Annotated in this window: 20 protein-coding genes and 1 pseudogene; 5 read left to right on the top strand and 16 right to left on the bottom strand. The window is 68.2% G+C overall.

Annotated features, from left to right (window positions below):
• Nucleotides 1-129: 129 nt before the first annotated feature.
• Nucleotides 130-1080, bottom strand: a complete 951-nt coding sequence (locus QOM21_RS00875) for a LysR family transcriptional regulator (protein WP_407547557.1) — start codon at nt 1078-1080, stop codon at nt 130-132.
• 174 nt (nt 1081-1254) lie between these two features.
• Here QOM21_RS00875 and QOM21_RS00870 point away from each other — a divergent pair, with 174 nt between their 5' ends.
• Nucleotides 1255-1803, top strand: coding sequence for a sugar O-acetyltransferase (locus tag QOM21_RS00870; protein WP_407547556.1), 549 nt, complete (start codon nt 1255-1257; stop codon nt 1801-1803).
• Nucleotides 1804-2293: 490 nt separating this feature from the next.
• Here the strand turns inward: QOM21_RS00870 and QOM21_RS00865 are convergent, their stop codons facing one another.
• The 3 genes from QOM21_RS00865 to QOM21_RS00855 all read right to left on the bottom strand — a co-directional run bounded on the left by QOM21_RS00865 (nt 2294) and on the right by QOM21_RS00855 (nt 5467).
• A complete protein-coding gene (locus QOM21_RS00865; RefSeq protein WP_407547555.1) occupies nt 2294-3064 on the bottom strand; it encodes a crotonase/enoyl-CoA hydratase family protein in 771 nt (256 codons plus the stop codon).
• A gap of 50 nt (nt 3065-3114) precedes the next feature.
• Complete coding sequence (locus tag QOM21_RS00860; protein ID WP_407547554.1) at nt 3115-4191, bottom strand: cytochrome P450; 1077 nt, start codon at nt 4189-4191, stop codon at nt 3115-3117.
• A gap of 910 nt (nt 4192-5101) precedes the next feature.
• On the bottom strand, nt 5102-5467 hold the full coding sequence (locus tag QOM21_RS00855; RefSeq protein ID WP_407547553.1) for a DUF4333 domain-containing protein: 366 nt from the start codon (nt 5465-5467) through the stop codon (nt 5102-5104).
• Between the two features lie 229 nt (nt 5468-5696).
• On the opposite strand from QOM21_RS00855, the gene QOM21_RS00850 reads away from it, so the two are divergent.
• Both QOM21_RS00850 and QOM21_RS00845 read left to right on the top strand, forming a co-directional pair.
• Complete coding sequence (locus tag QOM21_RS00850; protein ID WP_407547552.1) at nt 5697-6284, top strand: hypothetical protein; 588 nt, start codon at nt 5697-5699, stop codon at nt 6282-6284.
• Between the two features lie 108 nt (nt 6285-6392).
• The gene (locus QOM21_RS00845; RefSeq protein ID WP_407547551.1) at nt 6393-6893 is read left to right on the top strand and encodes a DUF6624 domain-containing protein; all 501 of its coding nucleotides are present in this window, start codon (nt 6393-6395) and stop codon (nt 6891-6893) included.
• A 68-nt stretch (nt 6894-6961) separates the two neighbouring features.
• Here the strand turns inward: QOM21_RS00845 and QOM21_RS00840 are convergent.
• The 6 genes and pseudogenes from QOM21_RS00840 to QOM21_RS00815 all read right to left on the bottom strand — a co-directional run.
• Nucleotides 6962-7108, bottom strand: a pseudogene (locus QOM21_RS00840) (IS5/IS1182 family transposase); the annotation flags it as partial.
• The gene (locus tag QOM21_RS00835; protein WP_407547550.1) at nt 7109-7330 is read right to left on the bottom strand and encodes a hypothetical protein; all 222 of its coding nucleotides are present in this window, start codon (nt 7328-7330) and stop codon (nt 7109-7111) included.
• A 314-nt stretch (nt 7331-7644) separates the two neighbouring features.
• Nucleotides 7645-9753 carry a hypothetical protein gene (locus QOM21_RS00830; protein ID WP_407547549.1) on the bottom strand — a complete coding sequence of 703 codons (2109 nt, stop codon included), beginning with the start codon at nt 9751-9753 and terminating at the stop codon, nt 7645-7647.
• A 7-nt stretch (nt 9754-9760) separates the two neighbouring features.
• Nucleotides 9761-10198 carry a hypothetical protein gene (locus QOM21_RS00825; RefSeq protein ID WP_407547548.1) on the bottom strand — a complete coding sequence of 146 codons (438 nt, stop codon included), beginning with the start codon at nt 10196-10198 and terminating at the stop codon, nt 9761-9763.
• Entirely contained in the window at nt 10195-11598 is a 1404-nt protein-coding gene (locus tag QOM21_RS00820; protein ID WP_407547547.1) for a PrsW family glutamic-type intramembrane protease, read from the bottom strand. Before QOM21_RS00820 ends, QOM21_RS00825 begins: the two co-directional genes overlap by 4 nt.
• 56 nt (nt 11599-11654) lie before the next feature.
• On the bottom strand, nt 11655-12062 hold the full coding sequence (locus tag QOM21_RS00815; protein ID WP_407547546.1) for a hypothetical protein: 408 nt from the start codon (nt 12060-12062) through the stop codon (nt 11655-11657).
• Nucleotides 12063-12813: 751 nt separating this feature from the next.
• Here QOM21_RS00815 and QOM21_RS00810 point away from each other — a divergent pair.
• Nucleotides 12814-13413 (top strand): lytic transglycosylase domain-containing protein, encoded by a 600-nt coding sequence (locus QOM21_RS00810; protein ID WP_407547545.1) that lies wholly within the window; start codon nt 12814-12816, stop codon nt 13411-13413.
• A gap of 133 nt (nt 13414-13546) precedes the next feature.
• Entirely contained in the window at nt 13547-14263 is a 717-nt protein-coding gene (locus tag QOM21_RS00805) for a DUF6333 family protein (protein WP_407547544.1), read from the top strand.
• Between the two features lie 365 nt (nt 14264-14628).
• Here the strand turns inward: QOM21_RS00805 and QOM21_RS00800 are convergent, their stop codons facing one another.
• From QOM21_RS00800 to QOM21_RS00775, 6 genes are all read right to left on the bottom strand, one after another.
• Complete coding sequence (locus QOM21_RS00800) at nt 14629-15162, bottom strand: hypothetical protein (RefSeq protein ID WP_407547543.1); 534 nt, start codon at nt 15160-15162, stop codon at nt 14629-14631.
• 176 nt (nt 15163-15338) lie between these two features.
• Nucleotides 15339-15944: a GNAT family N-acetyltransferase gene (locus QOM21_RS00795; RefSeq protein ID WP_407547542.1), complete on the bottom strand. Its 606-nt coding sequence runs from the start codon at nt 15942-15944 to the stop codon at nt 15339-15341.
• Between the two features lie 326 nt (nt 15945-16270).
• A complete protein-coding gene (locus tag QOM21_RS00790) occupies nt 16271-16444 on the bottom strand; it encodes a cytochrome P450 (RefSeq protein WP_407547541.1) in 174 nt (57 codons plus the stop codon).
• A gap of 28 nt (nt 16445-16472) precedes the next feature.
• Entirely contained in the window at nt 16473-17240 is a 768-nt protein-coding gene (locus tag QOM21_RS00785; RefSeq protein ID WP_407547540.1) for a hypothetical protein, read from the bottom strand.
• A 69-nt stretch (nt 17241-17309) separates the two neighbouring features.
• On the bottom strand, nt 17310-18359 hold the full coding sequence (locus QOM21_RS00780; RefSeq protein WP_407547539.1) for a terpene synthase family protein: 1050 nt from the start codon (nt 18357-18359) through the stop codon (nt 17310-17312).
• Nucleotides 18360-18937: 578 nt separating this feature from the next.
• Nucleotides 18938-20029 carry a polyprenyl synthetase family protein gene (locus QOM21_RS00775; protein WP_407547538.1) on the bottom strand — a complete coding sequence of 364 codons (1092 nt, stop codon included), beginning with the start codon at nt 20027-20029 and terminating at the stop codon, nt 18938-18940.
• Nucleotides 20030-20088 lie beyond the last annotated feature (59 nt).

Here is a 20088-nt window from a genome sequence, read left to right as displayed (position 1 = left end):
AGGAATGCTTCCACCAACCGGATCCCGACACCGCTGCGACGCGCGCCGGCTCGTCTTCGCCTACGCCGAACTCGACCAGGCTTCGGGCTCTCACCGCGATCGGGACGGTGTCTCTCCTCGCCTTTCCGTTCAGGGTGAATTCGGCTGCGCGGGCCGGCTCCAGTTCGGTACCCAGGCGCCGTTGTTCGGTCGGCCGGGGTAGGCGGAGGTGAGATGGCGGCGCAGGGCGGCCAGGGAGGGGTGCGGGTTGTCGACGCGCCAGATCAGTGAGTGGGGGTAGAGCGGCGTTGGGTCTTTGATGGGAATGCGGCGCAGGTCGTGGCCGACGGGCCAGACGAGGGGGGTCTGCTCGCTGACGAAGGTGGCCAGCGTCGTGGAGTTGGCGATGGTGTCGAGCAGGGGCTCGATGCCGAAGTCTGGGCCGACCGAGTCGATGAGGATGCCGAAGGTGGCCGCGAGCTCTTCGTAGTAGGCGGCCCACTCGGTGCCGGGCAGGTTGCCGGGCATCCAGATCCGGCGGCCGGCGAGCTGGGCGGGAGTGATCGCCAAGGCGTTCGCGAACTCGTGCCCCGGTCCGGTGAACAGGTGCAGCGGTTCGTCGAAGACGGGAGTGGCTTCCGTTCCGCGGGGGAGCTGCCGGCCCGGCATGGGCGCCGCACGGAACGTCGCGTCGATGGTTCCGTCCCGGACGGCGGCGACGGCCGTGTCGGAGTCGAACAACGTCACGACGTCCAGCTCGGTGTCGGGGTGCGCCAGGTGGAAGCCGCGCAGCAGACCCGCCAGGGAGAGCTGGCGGCCGATCACGTCGACGCGCAACGCCCGGCTGCCTGGCCGTACCGAGGCGACGGCCCGCTCGGCGGCCTGGAGGAGTCCGCGGGCGTGGGGCAGGAACGCCTGCCCGTCGACGGTGGGCCGCGCTCCGCGCGCATCCCGGGTGAAGAGCTGGACGCCGAGTTCCTTTTCGAGTGCGGCAACGCGTTTGGACACCGCCTGCGGAGTGATCGACAGGTCGATGGCGGCCTCTTGGAACTGGCCCGCGTCCACGACGGCGACGAAGGTGCGCACGGCAGTGACGTCCATGCCGCTCATCCTAGAAGAACAACTAACAGTTGATTGATCGCGTCGTGATCGTTGTTTGATCCCAGCGTGGCCTGGTCGCTTTCATGAGTCTGGTCAACCTCTGGTTGATCAACCGTGGTAACCAACGGTGCCACTCCACGGCTCCGGCCCAAGCGCCCCCTCGTGAGGAAACCCATGCCTGATCAAAACCGCCTCTACGTGCGCACTCCCGAGTTCGCACGGGTTGCCGAGCGCATCGAGCACGTGACCACGCTGACGTCGCGGCTCAACGTACTGTCCTTCAGCGACAAGGCCACGCGCGCGGCCCTGTTGTCCGAGATCGTCGGCAAGCCGCTCCCCGGCTCGGTCACCGTTTACCCGCCCTTTTACACCGACCACGGGCTCCGCATCGACTTCGGCGAGCACGTCTTCGTCAATCAGGGCTGCACCTTCCTGGATCAGGGTGGCATCCGTCTCGGCGACGGTGTCCTGATCGGCCCGAAGACCAACCTCATTTCCTCGGATCATCCGCTCCCGGCGTCCGAGCGGAGCGAGTTCATCACGCGAGCGCCCATCACCATCGAGGCCGGCGCCTGGCTCGGTGCGGCGGTCACCGTGCTCCCTGGTGTCACGATCGGGCATGGTGCGGTGGTCGGTGCCGGATCCGTCGTCACGAAGGACGTGCCCCCCAACACCCTGGTAACCGGACCGGCCGCGTTCGAACGCAAACGATGGAACGACTGAGCTGAGAAGCCGGCAGCAGCCCTGATGAGTTCGGCGTTGGGGGACATCCCTACAGCCGTTGGCCGTGAGAACGGTCATGCCGCGCGGCTGGGGCGCGGGTGCTGACGCGGTTTCGTACTTGCGGCCGGGCCACGCCCGCTGCCGGCCCCTCGACGGCACCGCGGTGTCCCGGTCGTCCCGGCTCAGCGCAAGGCCCGCCGGGAGTACGAGAACGTGTGAACGCCCCTGTGGCCGAAGCCCGGATGCGCGGCGAGCTGTCCCGTCTCAAACGATCTGATCGGTGAAGAGAGCCGAGACCTGCGGTGGGCCGGTCGTCTGGGACGGAGCCGGTAGCCGCAGGTCTTAGTCGTTCCAGTCTCCTGACCATGGGTGGTGGCTGATGTGTCGGTTGGTCTGGTCCGCTCCGGCGGCCGCCCCGCCCCGGGCGCTGCGTTAAGGCGTACTGGCTGGCCTCTTCTTGGGGCGGCGAGGTCTGCTGGCGATTGGAGTCCTACCGCTGCCAGGCCGGTGGACGCTTCTCGGTGAACGCGGTGGCGCCCTCGGTGGCACTGGTGGTGGAGAAGACGGGTGCGCTGAGGGGGTCCTGGACCGCGAAGGCGGTGTGGTCGTCGAGGCCGCGGGTGTCCTGGACGACCTGCTTGGTGACGTGGACGGCGTCGCGGGAGTTGGCTTGTACGCGTTCGGCCAGGCTGAGGGCCGCGGCGAGAGCCTGGCCTTCGGGTGCGAGCTGGTTGACGAGACCGTGCCGTGCTGCGTCCGGGGCGGGCAATGAGGTGGCGGTCAGGAGCATTTCCATGGCCACGTGGTAGGGGAGGCGACCGGGCAGGCGGATGGCTCCGCCTTCGGCGGCGACCAGCCCGCGGGCGACTTCGGGCAGGGCGAAGAACGCGGTGTCTGCCGCGGTGATGAGGTCGCAGGCCAGGGCGAGTTCGAAGCCGCCGGCGACGGCCGCGCCCTCGACAGCGGCGATGAGCGGTTTGCGGAGGCGGGCGCGGGTCAGGCCGGCGAGTCCGCGGTCGGCGACGAGCGGGACGCCATCGGTGGGGAAGGCCTTGAGGTCCATGCCAGAGCAGAAGTGGCCGCCGGCCCCGGTCAGGATGCCGATGGCCAGGGAGGGGTCGGTATCCAGGCGGGTGAGGGCCGCGTCCACGGCATCGGCCAGGGCCTGGTTGATGGCGTTGCGGACGCGGGGTCTGTTGAGGGTGATGAGCAGAACTCCGGGGCGCGGTTCGGTCACCACCACGGGGTCTTGGCTGTCCATCCGGTGTACTCCTGATCTGGGGGAGGTTCTGGTGCGGTGGGCGGGAGTGGTCAGGCTCGGACGACGGGCAGTGCGGCAAGTCCGCGCATGACCCGGGTCGGTCGCCAGGCGAGCTCGGCGGCCGGCTTGGCCAGCTGCACGGGGCCCAGGCGCTGGAGCAACAGGGGGAGAGCGACGGCGCCTTCGAGGCGGGCCAGGGCGGCGCCGATGCAGAAGTGAGGTCCGTAGCCGAAGGCGAGGTGGTCATTGGGTGTTCGGGCCACATCGAGCCGGTCCGCGTCCGGGAAGCGGGTGTCGTCCCGGTTGGCTGAGCCGATCAGGAGACTGACGATGTCTCCCTTGCTGATCTGCTGTCCGTGGAGCGAAAACGGTTCTGCGGCACACCGGAAGGTCGCGTCCCGGACCGGGGAGTCGTAGCGCAGCAGTTCCTCGACCGCGGTGGCGACTACGCCCGGGTCGGCCTGCGATCCGGTGAGAAGGGCGGCCTGGCCGGGGTGTTGGAGCAGGGCAAGCGTGCCGTTTCCGATGAGGTTCATCGTGGTGTCGTGTCCGACCAGGAGCAGCAGGTAGGCGGTGGAGCGCAGCTCCGCCTCGCTCATCGCCCCACTTTCGTCACTGGCCCGTACGAGAGCGCCCAGGAGGTCCACTGCGCTGCGCTCGCCCCCGCTACGTTTGCCGGCGATCAGGACGTCCAGCAGAGTGTGAAGGTCGTTCTCCATCCGGGGCATGTCCATGCCCGGAGCAGGGGCGATAGTGGCCATGAGGGTGTCGCGGGTCGCCGGGTTGTCCAGTTCTCCGGGGACGCCGAGGATCGTGCAGATCATCCGGAAGGTCAGGGGAGCTGCGAAGGCCGCGATCACGTCAACGTGAGCCTGATGCTGGACCTGGTCCAGCAGCCGCTTCGCGGTGTCCGCGATGACGGTTTCCAGTTGTGCGATCCGGCGGGGGACGAACGCCGCGTTCACCAGGGCCCGCAGGCGGGTGTGGTCCGGGGGATCGGCGTGGACGACATGCCGGTTGAGCCCCGTCGGCCCGGGGACGTAGCCGGGAACCCGGCCCGGGTCCTTGCTCAGTCGCCCGTCGGTCAGCAGAGCCCGGACGTCCACGTAGCGGGAGATCTGCCACACGGTGGTGCGACCAGGCCTGCGCTCCGCGTACGCGGGAGCGTGTCGGCGCAGCCACGCGAAATATGGGTATGGGTCCTGCACCCGTGCGGCCAACAGCTCAGGAGGCGGGGACGGTACAGCGGGAGTGGGCACTTCAGCTCCGGGCTCGAAACCCAACAGGACACCGCGCCAACGACCAGCGACGCCCGGAAGGTGCAGAAACCGCCTTTTCGGCCCAACCGGAGGGGCGGGACCACCCGAAGGGCCCGTTCATCGGGGGATGCCATCGGCCCAGATCACTTGAGATCAGGGGGCAGGACGCGGGCATCCAGTCCCCGGAGCCGTCAGCCAAGGAGTTGCGCAGGAGCTTGCGGTTGTCGCCGTAGAGTTCGCGGCACGCTTGCCGGCTCGGGGCGTGGCTGCGGCCTCCGAGGACACCTTCCGACCCTCCCGTTGTTGCCTGCTGACGGGCGCTCACCGGAAGCCGCCCTGCTGGATGCACCGGGGTGCGAAGAAGCCCCAGGCTGCATTCATGCCTGGTTTCTGTTCCCGCAGTAGGCCAGTAGGGACTGAGATGGGGGTGCTGGCGCTGGCGCTGAGAGGCGGTGGCGTTGGAGCAATGACCACACGTCTGGGAGCCACCCAAGACCTGTCGTTGCTGTAGCGGCCGAGGGTATGCACGGCGGATTGTCGTGCGTTCGGCCGCCGGAGATGAGAGCGGCGGTCGACCGGTGCCCGGCCAACCGCCGCACCGTCCGGGCCTGACGGCGCTGCCGTGGGCCGGCCGGCCGGACGGTGACCGGCGGGGAACGGCGCCCAGAGGTCGAGACTCCACACGTCGCCGTAACCTGGCCGCCGCCGGACGCATGTCCTGGGACCGAATGGCCCTCGGTTCTGGGAAGCCCGGCTGCTCAGCGGCGGTCTTCCATCGTCAGTTTGCGGACCGCGCCGGGGTGGGCGTGTCGTCGGCCTTGACGTTGAAGTTGATCTGGGATCCCTCAACTGAGGACACAGTGACCGACACTCCCAAGGTGCTGCCGTCGTCCGCGGTGAGCTTGCACCGGGTGGTGGTGCCCACCTTGCCGACGAGATCCTCGGGGCATGTGATGTGCGGCGTCGGCTGGCCCGTTGTGGCGGCGAGCTTCTTGGCGACTGTGGTGGCCAGCTTGTCCGCGGACAGTTTGGGCGTGGACTCCGCCCCGTGGGTCGACGCAGAGACCGAGCAGCCGACGAGCAGCACGCCGGCAGCAAGGGCTGAGGCGATCGAAGCTGCTGCGGACAAACGGGTTATGGGCATGGTGGACTCCGGTCCAGATGATCAAGGAAGGAAGGACGCCGGAAGCTTACGGGCCGGCTACGCCGTGCATGACGGGGCCCTCTGGCATGAGCACGGCGGGTAGGTAAGGCGCGCCGCAAACCTTCGGCTGTCTCACTTGATGTGGGTCGGTCGGCTTCAACTGCCGTGCGCCGACGGATGGCCGATTGCCGGCATCGGTGTCGCAGTAGGGCCGAATACCCTGTGTAGCGTGCCGACCTCGATCTATCACGTCCGCAAGACCTCGCTCGGTCTCAAGCGCAAGTACCGGATCTCCGCCGACGACGGGAACGGGAAACCAGGCAAGCCGCTCGGCTACGCCGAGAAGCAGTTGAAGATGTCCGACGAGTTGGACATCTATGGTGACGAGCGGCGCAGCGAGAAGCTGGTGACCGTCCGGGAGAGCTCGAAAGGCCGGCTCGCCGCCCTGACCGGCTACGAGGCGTTCGACCACGAGGGCCAGCTGCTCGGCTCGTTCGGGGTACTGCCGAGGAAGTCGGTCGACCGCACGACCTGGGAGTACGAGCAGCCCGGTCTCGGCAGGCTCACCGGTACCGAGCGCAGCGTCGCGACTGCGCGGGCCCGGCGGCTGCTGATGCTCTTCGACGCGGTCGGAGAGATCGCCGGGGCCTTGGTGAAATACCACTTCGACTTCGCGCGGGATGGCGAGCCGGTGTTCAGCATCGACAAGCCCAAGGTGTTCGGCGACTGGTACCGACTGACCGTGCACGAGGACGCTGTCGACAGGCAGTTGCTTTTCGCGCTCGCGGTGACGATGGAGGCGCGGCAACGAGGCTAGGTGCGAATGACGCCTGTACGCGGAAGGCAACAGCACATGCGACTGGCGGTGAATCGACCAAGGTCACCCGAGACAGCGACGAGGGACCGGAATGGAGCGCCGGACAACATGACCCGCACCGACCTGGCTGAAGAGCTCCACCGCCGTGCCGACGCCGACCAGCGAGCCCGCAATCTCTGGATCGAGACAGGCGAAGCCGAGGGCCTCGCACAGATCGACGTCGACAACACAGCCTGGATCAAGACCGTCATCGCCGAGCACGGCTGGCCCGGTACCGCCCTCGTCGGTGACCGCGCCGCCGACGAGGCGTGGCTCCTGGTCCAGCACGCCGATCGCGACCCTGATTTCCAGAGTCAGGCGCTGGAACACCTGAAGGCCGCCGTCGAAGCCGGCGACGCACCGGCCCGCCATCTCGCCTACCTGACGGACCGCGTCCTGGTTGCTGCGGGCAAGCGGCAGATCTACGGCACGCAGTACGCCGACGACGGCAACGGCCTGCGGCCCCAGCCCGTCCATGATCCTGACGGCCTGGACGAACGTCGCGCTGCCATGGGCCTGGACAGCGCCGCCGCATACGACCAGCGCATGCGAAGGACGTACACAACCTGAAACGGCCGCTGCCCGGACGGCCCGAGCAGGTGATAGGGCGTGATCTCCCGGGTGACGTGGCCCGAGGTGTCGGTGCGCAGGGCCAGGCCGGGGCGCTGCTTGAGTTGATGCAGCGTTCAACGGTGTTGCGGTGGTCGTAGGTCCGTGCGGCGAAGCTCCGGGGGCCGGCCGCCGTCGCGGCTGTGCCGCGGGCGGTGGCCGGCTTGGCCGGAGGGCTACCCCTTGGCCGGGTCGGCGCCCGGCCGCTTGACGAGTCGGTCGCCGACCGCGATCGACTTCCAGAGCTGGCGGTCGATCCGGACCTTCATGGGTTCGCCGTCGGCAACGCGCACTTCGACGAAGTGGTACATGTTCGAGCCGTCGAGCATGCCTCGGGACTTATCGATGACGACGCCTTCCCAGGAGTCATCTCGTCCAACTTTGTGGGTTTTGATCATGATGTTGAGTCTACGAGGATCGGCAGCCGGCCATGCAGGGCCTTGAATCACCTTCTGGGGATGACATATGTCATGGGGTGGCCAGTCCGTCCGGCCCAGCGGGCAGTGATGGCCTCCACCCGCGTTCCATGGGCCGGGCGCGGAGACCCAGCGCCCGGCCCATGGCCGTTCTCGCGGCCCGTGCGTATTCCTCCCGCCCGATCTGCGGGCATCTTCGCTGCCGCGGCACCCGCTCAGTCATCCCACAGCCTGCCGCCCATATGGGCCACCCGCCTGTGGAGCGGCCGACTCGGCGGCCGGCCGGCACCGCCCGGTTACGCGGCGGGGCGGTTGGTGCGGCTCGGGCGGTTGCGGAAGCCGAAAAGGATGGCTCCCAGGGCGAGCAGGATCACCACGAGGAGGGGGCCGTTTCCGCTGGTGAGGCGGGTGACTTGGTCCTTGAGGTCGTCCCAGAAGCCCCGTTCCGGCGTCTGGACGGAACCGCCCAGCCAGATCGACCCGTCGGCCGCGGTCACCCGTCGGTCGGTGGAGGACCGTGCGGACCGGGCGAGCTGCGGGTACCGCGTGCGCATCTCCGTCCCGGAGACGCCGGTCAGCCGGACATTCGTGAGGTCCGCGCCGCCGTACACGTAACGGGTAACGCGCTTGAACCGTCCGTCGTTGGTCTCCCGCGTGATGTCGAACTCCTTGTTGCGGTAGGAGCGGACGTAGTCGTCGAAGACCTTCCTGGGACGCCAGTCGCCGGTCATCTTGGCCGGGCCCAGGTCCTTGGAGCCGATCAGCGAGTCGAACGAGGTCCGGTGCCCCTGTTGGTGCCGCTCGCGTACCCACTGCGCGATGATCCGCGCCATGAACGCGCGGCGCAGGGGCGCGTACTCCGGGCCGTTGTTGACCGCCTGCACGATCTTGGGCAGGACGAGGGTGCGCTCCAGGTTCTCGTTGTGGGCGTTGGTGGCCGCATCGGCGTTGCACGGCTTGGAGTAGGGGTCGTCGATGTGGTCCGACTGCGTCTTCACGTCGAGCTCTGCCTTGAGGACATAGAGCGCATCGCCATCCTGGCGCACCTCGACCTTTCCGGGCACGATCCACATCCGGGAGGAGAAGCAGAGGGAACCGTCCGCGGAGCTTTTGAGTTGCCGCCAGTACTGCTTTCCCGTCGCCGAGTCGGGGTGCAGGATCTTCGCCGACGTGCGCTTCATCTGGAAGTCGGCCTCCAGCATGGCGCGCCCGGCGTTGGTCTCTCCGAGCGCGGAGTCGACGATACGGTCCGGTTCGGTGGGGTTGAGATTGACCCAGAACTTCTGCGGATCGAGCACCAGCCAGGTACGCAGGTCGGATCCCAGGTTCTTCACCATCCTCGTCCCGAGTCCGGTGTCCTGTTGGTAGCCCTTGGGCAGGGGCTGCGAGGAGTAGGCGTACTCCACCCCGTCCGGGCTGTCGGAGAGGTAGCGCATCTCCAACGTCGAGAAGTCCACGCCTCCGTAGGCGTCGGCACCGGGCGGGGAGGCCAGGAGTTGCTGGAGGGCGCCCGACTGTGTGCCCTCGTCCTCGTCACAGGGGCCGGCGGCCAGAGGGACGGCCATCGCCATGACGGGCCGTCCGTGGCCGCGTCCCATCGAGGTGCAGGGGGTTTTCGGGCTTGCCGAGACCGGCAGTGCCGTTGAGGCTTGTTGTTTCTGTTGTTTCTCCTCCTTCCGGAGGATGGAGATGGCCTTGCTCGTGATGGCGCCGACCCGGTTCGCCGACTCCGACTTCTCCTGACGGGTGGCGTAGGGCGTTCCGGATACGAAGTTACTCTTGGCCTTGCCCTTGTTGTTCTCGTCGATGGCGCTGGTGAGTTTGAGGCATTTCGTACACCGGCCACGGTCCGAGAAGCCGGCCTTTGCCCTTTTCAGTAACCTCTTGATCGCGGGGTCCCGCAGCCCGAGGTTGGACAGGACGGTGGAGAGGATCTTTTTGTAGATGACGGCTTCGGAATGGTCCTGGCGCGGGTCGTTGACCGCGGCGAACTCCAACAGTGGACCGTTTCCTGAAATTCCGATCCGGTCAAAGAGGGCCTCGTTCCCTTCCCGTCTCAGCAGCTTGCCGTACCCGAGGTAATAGTCTGCGTGAGTGGGTTTCTCTCCGAAGTGTCGGGTGATCGAGGCCACGTGTGTGGCCTGGAAACCGGTCAGGTCGAACCAGATGACGGCTAGATTGCGGTTGCCGTCCGTCATCCTGAGGGTCCGGTGGGCCTGGATCCCGGCCCGGCCGATCGGGTCGTTCAACAGGTCGCGGGCGATGTCGGCGAATTCGCCCCCGACCTCCGGCGTGGGGGAGTGGGCGGCGTTCGGCGTGTCGGAAGCCACCGCCGAGGGGGCCGGCTGGCCGGCGAGGAGGATGCCGACGGCCAGGAGGGCGGCGCCCCACCGGCCCCCTCGCACGGCGCGGCTAGAGCGATCGGTCCGCACCGTGCCCACCCGTTTCCTGCTCGGTCCGGCGTTGGGAGCCGGAGACCGGATCCGTCGAGCTGTCGCGCCGGCGGCCCGCCGCGATGCCAGTGGCGTCCAGGTAGCTGACCAGGGCCTGGCTCGGGCCGGTGCTCCCGTTCTCCGAGGGTGCGCCGAAGCCCCTCTCAGACTTCCGATGGGCGCACCAGCTCGCCGCGACGAGGGCGCCCGGGACCAGGACGGCGACCGCGCCGGCGCCGCCGAGCGAGGCACCCGTCGAGCACGTCTTCGGGTGGCCCAGGTCGCGGACGTTGAACGACGGCTTGTAGCCGATCCCGACCGTGCAGGCCGAGGCCGGCTGTGGGGTCAGGAGCAGCACCCCTCCGGCGAGGGCGGTGGCGCTGACGGCCGTCCGCCAGGCATTTCTGAGACCGTTCATGGGGTTACCTCCGAGGGCACGCCCCTGAGCCGCGCGATACGTGCGCGCAGCTCGTCGGCGTGAGCAATGTCAGTGGGATCGTTGTGCACGTGGTGGCCGGCCAGGTCCAACTGGACGGAGTGCAGGCGGTGCAGCGCGCGGGCCGCTCGCCAGCCGTGCCAGCGCCAGGTGCCGACCACCGCCCAGAGCCGCAGCGCGGGGGAGGTCAGGACGGGCACCTCAGCTTGGGTGATGGCCGGGCCCGCTGCGACCTCCTGCGCCACGGCTGCCCGCAGCGCGGGTGCGCGTGCCCGTAGACCACGGACCAGCAGCGCGACGGCCAGGGCGATCAGGGGCAGTTGGGGGAGAAGCCACAGGAAGGGGGAGACCACCAGGACGTCGAGCGCGCTGCCGACCTCGACTTGGTCCCGGAGGAGCCCGGACAGCCACCCCGACAGGAGCTCGGAGGCCGTGGCCCCGCCGATCGCCCCCACCACGGCGGCCGTCGCGATGAGCCCGCGCCGCCGTGCCCGGGCTGCGACGCCGAGCCCGGCCCCCAGTAGCGCGCCGAAGGCCACCTGCCCGCCGAGCAGGCCGATCGACTGCCGGATCCAGTACTCGAAGCCGCCGGTCGACCCGAGCATGCCGCCCAGCGAGCCGTAGATCTTCATGTACAGGGCGCTCTCCACGAAGTTGAAGCCGAGCCCGACGGCGGCGCCGAGGACAAGGCCGCTCACGGCATCGGTGATGCGGTGGCGGAACAATAGGAAGAGCAATGCGACGCCACCCGCGACGGCCAGCGCGTCAACGACGCTGAGGTGCACGATCAGCAGGTCGATGGTGCGGAACTGGTTCTCCACGACTCGGCTGATGTCGGTGGGGGAGGACTTTCCCAGGTAGCCGAAGAGGGTGCCGAAAGCGAGCCCGCTGTAGGCACGGCCCAATCCGAACACGATCAACGCGCCCCACGCGAACGCGGCCAGCAGTGCGGCCAGCGGGACCCGGGCGAACCGCACCCCGCCGCGCAGCAGGAGCAGGACGAGGGCCGTACTGGGCACACAGGCGAGCACCAGCGGGAAGTACTCGACGACGACCACCAGCGACAGCAGACCGAACGGCAACAGCAGGCACCCCAGCGTCAGCCAGGTCAGCGCTACCGAGCCCCGTTCGGACCGGCGCAGGACGGCCGCCGCGATCTGGATGACCACCCCCGCCACGATGCCCGCCAGCGTGCACCAGAAGACGGCGCGCGGCATGGACAGCAGCCGGTCGAGCGAGCCGGCGAAGCCGGGCATCTTGCCCAGGCCCGGGGGCAGTTCGTAGAAGATCGACAAGGCCGGTTCGTCGGGCAGCACCCGGGGACGGGTCATGTTCAACAGCAACTCGACCAGGTACAGGACGATCGCAATCCGAGCGATCATCAACGCCTTGGTGTGCGCCAGTCGGTCATCCCGCAACGGCAGGGAAGCAAGGCCTTTCACGAGGCACCTCCCGTCAGATCGGTCGGCAGGGGAGGCCGGCTCGGCAGGTTCGTGGGCAGGTCGGTGGGCAGGCCCTCGGGAAAGTCCGTGGGCATCGAGCCGGGACCCGTCGGTCGGGACGTCGGCATCGGGGGCAGACTCGGCATGCCCGTAGGCATGTCGGTGGGGAATCCCGTCGGCATCGAGCCGGGAGCCGTCGGCAACGAGGGCATCTTCGGCAGCTTGGGGACGCTCATGGTGGGCGAGCTCGTGAGGCCGACGACAAGGGACGCCGTCAGCAACGCCGCACCGACCAGCCCGCCCGCCAGGACCAGCCTGACCGGTATCCGGCCGGGCCCCTCCTCCCCGCCTTCGGTGTCGCGCACCGCCGACTCCGGCGGTGACGCGCCGGACGTGTCCGCCATACTCATTTCCTACCTTCCCCCTGACTGGCCATCACTCATCGGAAACCCACACACTCCCCGCGGATCCGGCGGAACGCGGGGCCAGGGGCGAACACCGCCCTCGACGCCGCACCGAGTCCGCCGTCGGCCCCAGCTACGCCCTACGGGGCCGGGCGATGGTGCCGTCCGGTCGCGGAGGATCCTCGCCGGCTGCGTTCGCCGGAGCCGCAGCCGCCGGCGCCGTCGCGAGGACACCGGCCCCGCCGAAGGCCATCGGCCGCGGAAATGCCGCCGGCGGCCTTCAGGACACCCCTGCGGGTGCCGCGGTGCTGGCTCAACGTGGTCTCCTCATCGGGACGGTCCCGCCGTTCCCGTGCTTCATCGCGGGACTGCCGCTCAGCAGATCGCACGTCGATTTCGACGCCGTCCGATCCACTGTCGTGGGAGGCGCTGAAATCTCGATGAAATAGCGATGACGCGGGCGGCAGCCGGGGCGGAGCTGGGCCTGTCGCGGCCGCAAGAGAGGCTTCTGCGCGTCCTCCGCCCCGTGAGCGCGCGCTTCCGACCGCCGCCCCGGCCCCGTCTCTGAGGAGGACCGCCGACCACCGGAAGTGAACGAGGCCAGCGTTCGTCGCCTTCCGGCTCGAGCTGTGGACACGGGGCAATGTGCTCGGCGGGGTGGTTGAGGCGGGGCCGTGTGGGCACCTGCACGTGAGCGGGTGGGCGCCTCGCCGTTCGGGCGAGACAGCCGGCAGGGGAGAGGTGAGTGAGGATGGCCGAGCAATCGGCGGCAGCATCGGAGCAGCGGTCCCAACCGGTGGAGCGCGGTGGAGTGCCGACGCCACCGTTGCGGCCCGGCGGCTACGATCCAGCCGACTACGCCGCAATTGTGGTCCGCAGCGCCGGGGAGGTCGGCGTATCACCCCTGCTGGTGATGACGGTGCTCCACAACGAGGCGTACAAGCCGCACCATCCGCTGCTGGAGCGGTTGTGGCAGTGGTGGAAGCCCGGGGCGTCCTTCGGAGTGGCCAATATGCACCGTGCGGCCTTCGAGCAGGTTCGGCGGACACATGGCCTGTCGGGGAGATGGCAAGACCTTCGCGACGAACCTGCTTTCGCCGTTCACGTGGCGGCCCTGCACCTGAAGGACCTGGACGGGAGCCTTCCGAAGCGGCACGTGGCCCGCTACACCCGCGACGAACTCCTCGCCCTCGGCTACAACGCGGGCGAGCGCAACATGCGGGCCTTCGCCCGAGGCGTCCCGCCGGGCCCCATGGCACGCTCGTACCTGCGCCGATTCCGCGACTACCGGAGCCAGGCCGCCGTGGCATTGGCGGACAGCGGCAGGCCGCGTGACGCCATGACCGGCTGAGCAGTCTGCAGGCGGGTGCTGCCGCTCCGGATCCAACCCCACCACCCTCGGCGCACACGACCCCGCGCCTACCCCGCACGCAAATCGGCGGCTGAGGGACCGGCTGTCACTGCCGGTGGCTACGGTGACCCGCATGAACGAGAGCAGTTACTGGACTTCTGCTGCGGACCGGATAGTGCGTGGTTCGATGGGCCTGTGCCACCTGACCGTGTTCGAGGCGCCCTTCAACATCGATGCGCGGAGCTGTCCGCCTCAAGACCCGGCGCAGGCCCGCGTATTCGCCGAATCGCTGGACAGCGTCGAGGCGGTGCTGGAGGACCTCGGGCCGCGTTCCGTGCAGACACCGTTGCCCTCGGCGTCGCGTGCTGATCTGGACGTGGTGCATGTCGCGGCGTGGGGGAGCATGCTGGGGATCGCGGACCCGGCGTTCGCGAGCGACGGAAATGACGAGCCGCTGAGGTCGATGGCCGGTGAACTGCGTGAGCGGTTTCCCGACGCGCGGATCGTGGGCCGGGTCACCTACCACGGGGGCATGGAACATACAGAGGACATCGTGTGGCTGCCGGACGGTGCGATGTTCCACGCGTCGGGGTGGCCGGGGGACGAGCCGTTCGTCGTCTCCGGTGACCCGCACAGGGTGATCGCCTCTCTGGACCTGCGTGCGTGGATGCTCGACAACGCCGGCGTCGACCTGAGCGAGGACGCGAAGGAGGTCCACTGGGCGGGCCTGGCGGGCCTGGCGCTGGGGCATTCGGACCCGTGGGGGTGGGAGCAGATGCAGACCACCGCGTTCCGCGTGCGGCATTCCCAGGAGGCGGTGCGGGACATGGAGGCTCTGTACTTCGTCTAGCGCCGCATCAGCGAACCTTCGCCCCGTGGGAACCTGGCGCGCCATTCGGATGCCGGGTTCCCACGACGCGGCGTTGCCAGGCTGCCCAGGGTGAACGAGAAGCCGTCCGCGAGGGTGATGGCGACGAGGGCAACGCCTGCTGGGGATCACCCGTAGAGGAGCTGGGTCGGTCGTGCCGTGGTGGCGGGGCCCAGATGGTGCTGTCGTCCGCCCAATGCATGTGCAGATCGCGTCGAAGGCTGCATCACCGCCTCAAGCATTGGCGCAGCCTTGCCGTGCAAACCGACAACCTCGCCACCGCTTAACTGGTGCTCTCCGCCTCACCGCCACCTTCATTTGCGCCCGCCAGTGACCCGGGACGGGAACTAGCCTTCGTCGGTGGCGTGTTCCTTCAGGAAGGCCCCTGCATGCGCGGCAGCCTCTTCCTTCGTGGCGAGAGAGTGCGCAGCGCTGTCGTTGCTACGTGTTCCGTCGGCACCCTGGCCGCTCCACCGCCAACTATCCGACGGCGTGTCCCGGCGCAATTCCGCGGTGCCACCGAACAGTTCGAGGTTGCTCGCTTCCTTTGCCGTGGCTGCCGACGTATCGAGGGCGTCGGGCCACTTCTTGCGGGCGCCCTGCCGAGTGATGCCCCAAGCAGCCCCCAGCCGTTCGTAGCTCGCACCGTAAGTACCGGCAGTCTGTGCGGAAATCGCCGTCAACCGCTTGACTTCCTCGTCCACCACCTTCCAGGTGCTGAGGATGGACAGGGCCACGTCTGCGGGGTCCGCTGCCCACATGTGGTCCTCGGGGAGCCCAGTCGCACGGGCACGCATGGATGCGGCGAGCGGGTTGAGGGCGTCGAGGAGGGCCGTGTCGAGCGCCGTCCGTTCTTCGGTGGTGATCTCAGGCATCAGCATGGCGACAACTTTAGTTACCGCACTGCCGGTTCGGGAACCAAACTTACCAACTGGCATATGTCAATGACTTTTTATGGATCCAACCCTGCGGCAAGGCCAACCTTGAAGCCGGTGCCCCGGCGCCCCGGTGTCAGCGGCTGTATGCCGCCGGCTCCGCAGGGCCAAGGAGGCAGAACCTAGGTCCGGGGCTCGGTTTGCTGACCCTGCTGCCCGTTCTCGCGGAAGTCCAGCATGTAGAAGACCTTGTCGTAGCGGCGGCCGCCCATCGCGACGAAGTCGGGGAGGCGACCGTATTCGCTGAACCCGAGCGACCGGTAGAGGGCTAGGGCCCTGGTGTTGTCGGCCCGGGCGTCCAGGGTGAGGACCTCGATCCCCGCACCCCGGGCATCCTCGACCAGAGCACTGGTCAGCGACCGGCCGATGCCCCGACCGTGCGCCTCGGGCGCCACGGCGAGCTTCTCCAGATCCGCATGCTGCCGATTGGTCGGACGGGCATAGCGCAACCAGTACCCCAGCCCGATCAGCCGGCCGCCCGCATACGCCGCACGCAGCGCCCCGTCCCCGGACCGTGCGGCGCGCAGTACGCGGTCGACGAGCTCCGCCACCTCGTCCGCAGGGGGCGGGTCGACCCAGCCGAGCGGCGCACCGCCGCGGACCAGGTCCGCCAGGATCCGGTGAGCCGACGCGGTGAAGTCGGCCGCCAGCTCCGGATCGGCAGTCAGTCTTTTCGCGTCGAGAACGTCGGGCTCGGGGCCCGTCCCGCTGGCCGTCTCTGCATTCATGGTTGGCAGCCTAGGCGGGGCCGCACGGACCAGCGGTACTGGTGGCGGACTCGAGCCCGCGGCTTCGATCGCCTGGGTGGCTGTGTAGGCGTGGGCTTCGAGTCGGCTGGCCGGGAGCATGGTGAGCCCCTGGGGGCACAGAGTGCCGCCAAGTGAGGGACGAACATGCGATCCTGCGCGAGCCGCAGGCTCCAGCGTGCGCTGATGGTGGCCAGGGAATGGGTGGCTTCGGTGATGCCGGAGGTGTCCCCGATGCATTTGCGAGATCCGGCGGCGAACGGCACCAGCCTGCCCTGGGATGGGCGGACGGCGTCATTGCTGCTCTTTCACCGGTCAGGGTTGAAGTGGTCCGGGCAGGGATACAGGTCGGGCCGGTGGTGGATGAGGTAGGGGCTGTAGGCGACGATGGCTCCGGAGGGGATCCGGTGTCGGCCGAGGCGGGTGTCGGCAAGCGACACGCCGTCCACCGTCTCGACCGAGCGAACCGTCTTCACCTCCATCAGGTGTCTCTTCTCGGGAAGTTTGTGCCTACTTCATGGCGCGCTCGGCGTGCCGGTCGGCGTACTCCTGGGTCAACCGGACGGCTCGGTCCACTGCGTCTGACAGGCATTGCATGGGGTGGACCGCGCCGTTGGCGACGACGGGGATGCGGATGTGGGATCTGGTGCGGGTGGCGGAGATCCAGTGGACATCGGAGTCGCCGACGAGCAGGCGTCCGACATTGGCCATGGCCTCGGTCAGAGGCACGTGGAAGTCGACGAACAGGCATGCCAGTTGGCCCCGCTCGTGGAAGCCGCGCACGAATCTCGGCGTTGTGACCACCGCGCTGTAGAACATGTCGAGGAAGGTGGACCTGCCGTGGAACAGTCCCGCGTACACGCTCTTGCCCTGGCCTGTGGCGTCGAGAGGGCCGAGGGCCGTTTCCAAGATGGGCAGCAGCCCGAAGGTGATGGCGCGGTCCAATGAGATGTCGAACACCGGCCAACGTCGTTCGTCGAGTGGGTTGCCGGACTCGTCTGCCTGGTAGGTGAGCATCAGTCCGAGATTCGGACGGGCCGGGTCGAACACCTGGAAGACGGCGTGTGCGACATGGCCGTGGCGCCGCGGTGCCGGCCCGAGCCGCACATCAAGGTAGAACACCTCCGTCGGAGTGGCGCCGATCACCGGTGCGTAACCCTCCCATTCCGGGACCGACCCCACGGAGCTGTGCAGACCCCGGTCGGCCAGATTCCGCGAAGCCGATTCCAGTGCCGCGCGAACGGAAGCCGCCGTGGCGGGTTCCCAGGTGTCGGACATCCGATTCTCCCTTCATGGTGAGGTGCAGGGGATCCTTGTTCAGGGCAGCTGTCTTCGTCGCCGCGGGGGTCACGGCAGCGATACCGGGCCAATTTGCGGGGAGGGCGTGATGACAGTGCGCTGAGGTGTGATGGTGACCCAGCCCGAGGTCAATCCGTTCCATTCCCAGCCACGTCCGTGGTAGCGCGGAGAGATGAATTGCCATCGCAAGGTGCCCTTCATCCAGCGCCCCACGGCATCCAGATAGCTGCATACTTCCGGGTCCTGCCCGAGTTCCCCGGCAAGTATCCTGTCCCGGCGCGCGATGAATTCCTTCTCCAGATCGAGGATGAGTTCCTGTACATGGTCGACGGACCGTTGGATGTCCCAGCCCCTGCTCCGGATGAGGCACGCTACGGGATTCATCGGGTCGCCGGTGAAGTATTCCTTTCGGAAGGCCAGGATGGCGTTGGTCAGCAGGGTGTGGTCGATGGCCGGCCGACTGATTTCCTCCAGTTCTGGATGGGACTTCATCTGGGTTGATACGTCAATGCCCAGGCCGTATTCCAGGTGCACCAGCGTCCAAGTCATGCCGCCGCTGACGCGGTGGATGTCCATGCAGGTGTCGAAGTCGCACTCGGAGGCGCCGGAGCGATAGGTGACTTCGCTCATGAATCCGTCCAGCATGTCGCCGTAGGCGCCCACGAAACGCGTGCGCTGACTGTTGGAGAGGCCGGAGAACGCCTGCCATGCCATCGTGGCGAGTCGCGCCGGAAGGTAGTCGCTGTCCGTGGTGTGGCAGAGGGCGTTCTTGAGGTGTACGTACGCTTTCCGCGCTGATTCTTTCGAGGTGCTCAGCTGAGGGTCGTAGGTGGCAAGGTCGTCGAGACGGAACCACAGCTGGTTCCAGTTGCAGATCGCCAGCAGACGCTCGGGAGATGCATCCGGGTATGCGAGGCATGGCCACAGCGCCAATCGGCAGTCGATGAATTCCTCCAGCTGTGCCGCATCGGGAAACAGTCCGCCGAGGTGGTTACGTACCCACTGATTCGACTTCTGTTCCGTTTCCGCGCTGAAGGGACTTTGCCGCCAGGGGAGCAGGTCGGGGAACTCGCGTAACCGAAACTGAAAAGTTTCCATGGGCCCTCGCTCTTCGGTCGGTGTGTGACTGCCGCTCGCGGAAACGTGGCAAGACCATCTCCGAGGACGTCCCGCCCCCGTTGCAAGAACGGCCCGCTCTGGTCGAAAGTGCGTTCATCGAGCAAGACGTGACGTATCAACTCCGGTGTACACACCACAATCGCCCGGCTGGGGACCCAGACTGGTGGGTTTCCTATTCCTTGGTCGGGTGTGATCGAGAGTGGGGGCATGCGGTGGCTGACGCCCGCTGCGCAAGCGGGCCTTCGACTGTGGGCGATCGCGCTGGAGTCCGGACGGTTCAAGACTTACGGCACGGCCGCGGCGGTGTTCGGTGCGTCCGAGCGGCCGGTGGGAACCAGGCGGAGGGCTTTCCAGGCCGTTGGCCGTCAGGCCCTGCTCGCCGCGGCGTGTCAACCACATGCAGGAGTTGGTCAGTTGCCGGTCGGATCCGCTCGCGGGACGGTACTGGAGGAGATGCTTCGGACGGAGACACGAGAGGTGACCCCGACCGTGTTCACGACCATCTGGGAGTCCGCAGAGGATCGCACGCCCCGAAGTACGGGCGCGGGCATGGGCGGTCATGAGGTGCGCTCCGTGGCCAGGGCCGCGACATGGCGCAGGGCAAGGACAGTCGCAGGCGGAAACGGGGCCGCCTCCAGGGCCGTGAGGGCCTGCTCGTAGCGGGCGGCGATCATGCCCTCCACCTCGGTACGGGCGCCGGTGGCCTCCAGTACCTCCCGGATGCGGGCCGCTCCCTCCCCGTCCAGTCCCGGGTCACCCACCAGCCCTTCCAGGAGCGCCCGTTGGGTGCCGGTAGCGCGCCGGACGGCAAGAGCGAGCAGAACCGTGTGCTTGCCCTCACGGAAGTCATCCAGGACCGGCTTACCGGTCACCTGTGGGTCGCCGTAGACCCCGAGGAGGTCGTCGCGGAGTTGGAACGCCTCGCCCAGGGGCAGGGCCCAGGCGCTCAACGCCCTCGACACCGGAGGCGGGGCGGCGTTGAGAGCCGCGCCGAGGAGCAGGGGGCGCTCACAGGTGTACCTGGCCGTCTTGTAGCGGATCACCCGCAGCGCGACCTCCACATCCGTGGCGAGGCGGCCGGCGGCAAGCAGGTCGAGGTACTGCCCGTACATCACTTCGGTGCGCATGGTGTCGATCACGGGCAGCACGGCGGCGAGCTGAGCGGGAGTAAGGCCAGCGGTGTGCAGGAGCTCATCGGACCAGACCAGGGCCAGATCACCGGCCAGGATGGCGGCGCCGGCCCCCAGACGCTCCGCGGTGGCCCGGGTGCGGCCATCCTGGTGGCGGGCGGCGAGGGCCCGGTGGACGGTGGGGTGCCCGCGGCGGGTGGCACTGCCGTCCATGACGTCATCGTGGATCAGGCAGAAGGCATGGAACAGCTCCAGTGCCGCCGCCGTCCGCACCACCGGGCCGGGAGCACCGTGCCCACCGGCAGCGTGCCAGCCGCACACGCACAGCAAGGGCCGCAGCCGCTTGCCCCCGACGAAAAGGAACTGGTGCAGCACATCGGTGACTTCGCCAGGCCACCCGCCGCCGGATGCCGCCCGGGCCTTGACCGAAAGGAACTCCTCGAGCACGGCATCGACCGCGCGGCGGATGCTGAGCAGATCCGGCTGACCGGCTGCCTCCATGGAAGCGGGCACGGTCATAAGCCCGCCCCTTCCTTCCCGTCCGCAGGATATTGCTCCGCAAGACGCAGGGTCTCGTT

It is taken from the genome of Streptomyces sp. Pv4-95, assembly GCF_045782725.1.
Taxonomy (GTDB): domain Bacteria; phylum Actinomycetota; class Actinomycetes; order Streptomycetales; family Streptomycetaceae; genus Streptomyces.
This window is presented reverse-complemented; position numbering and strand designations above follow the sequence as displayed.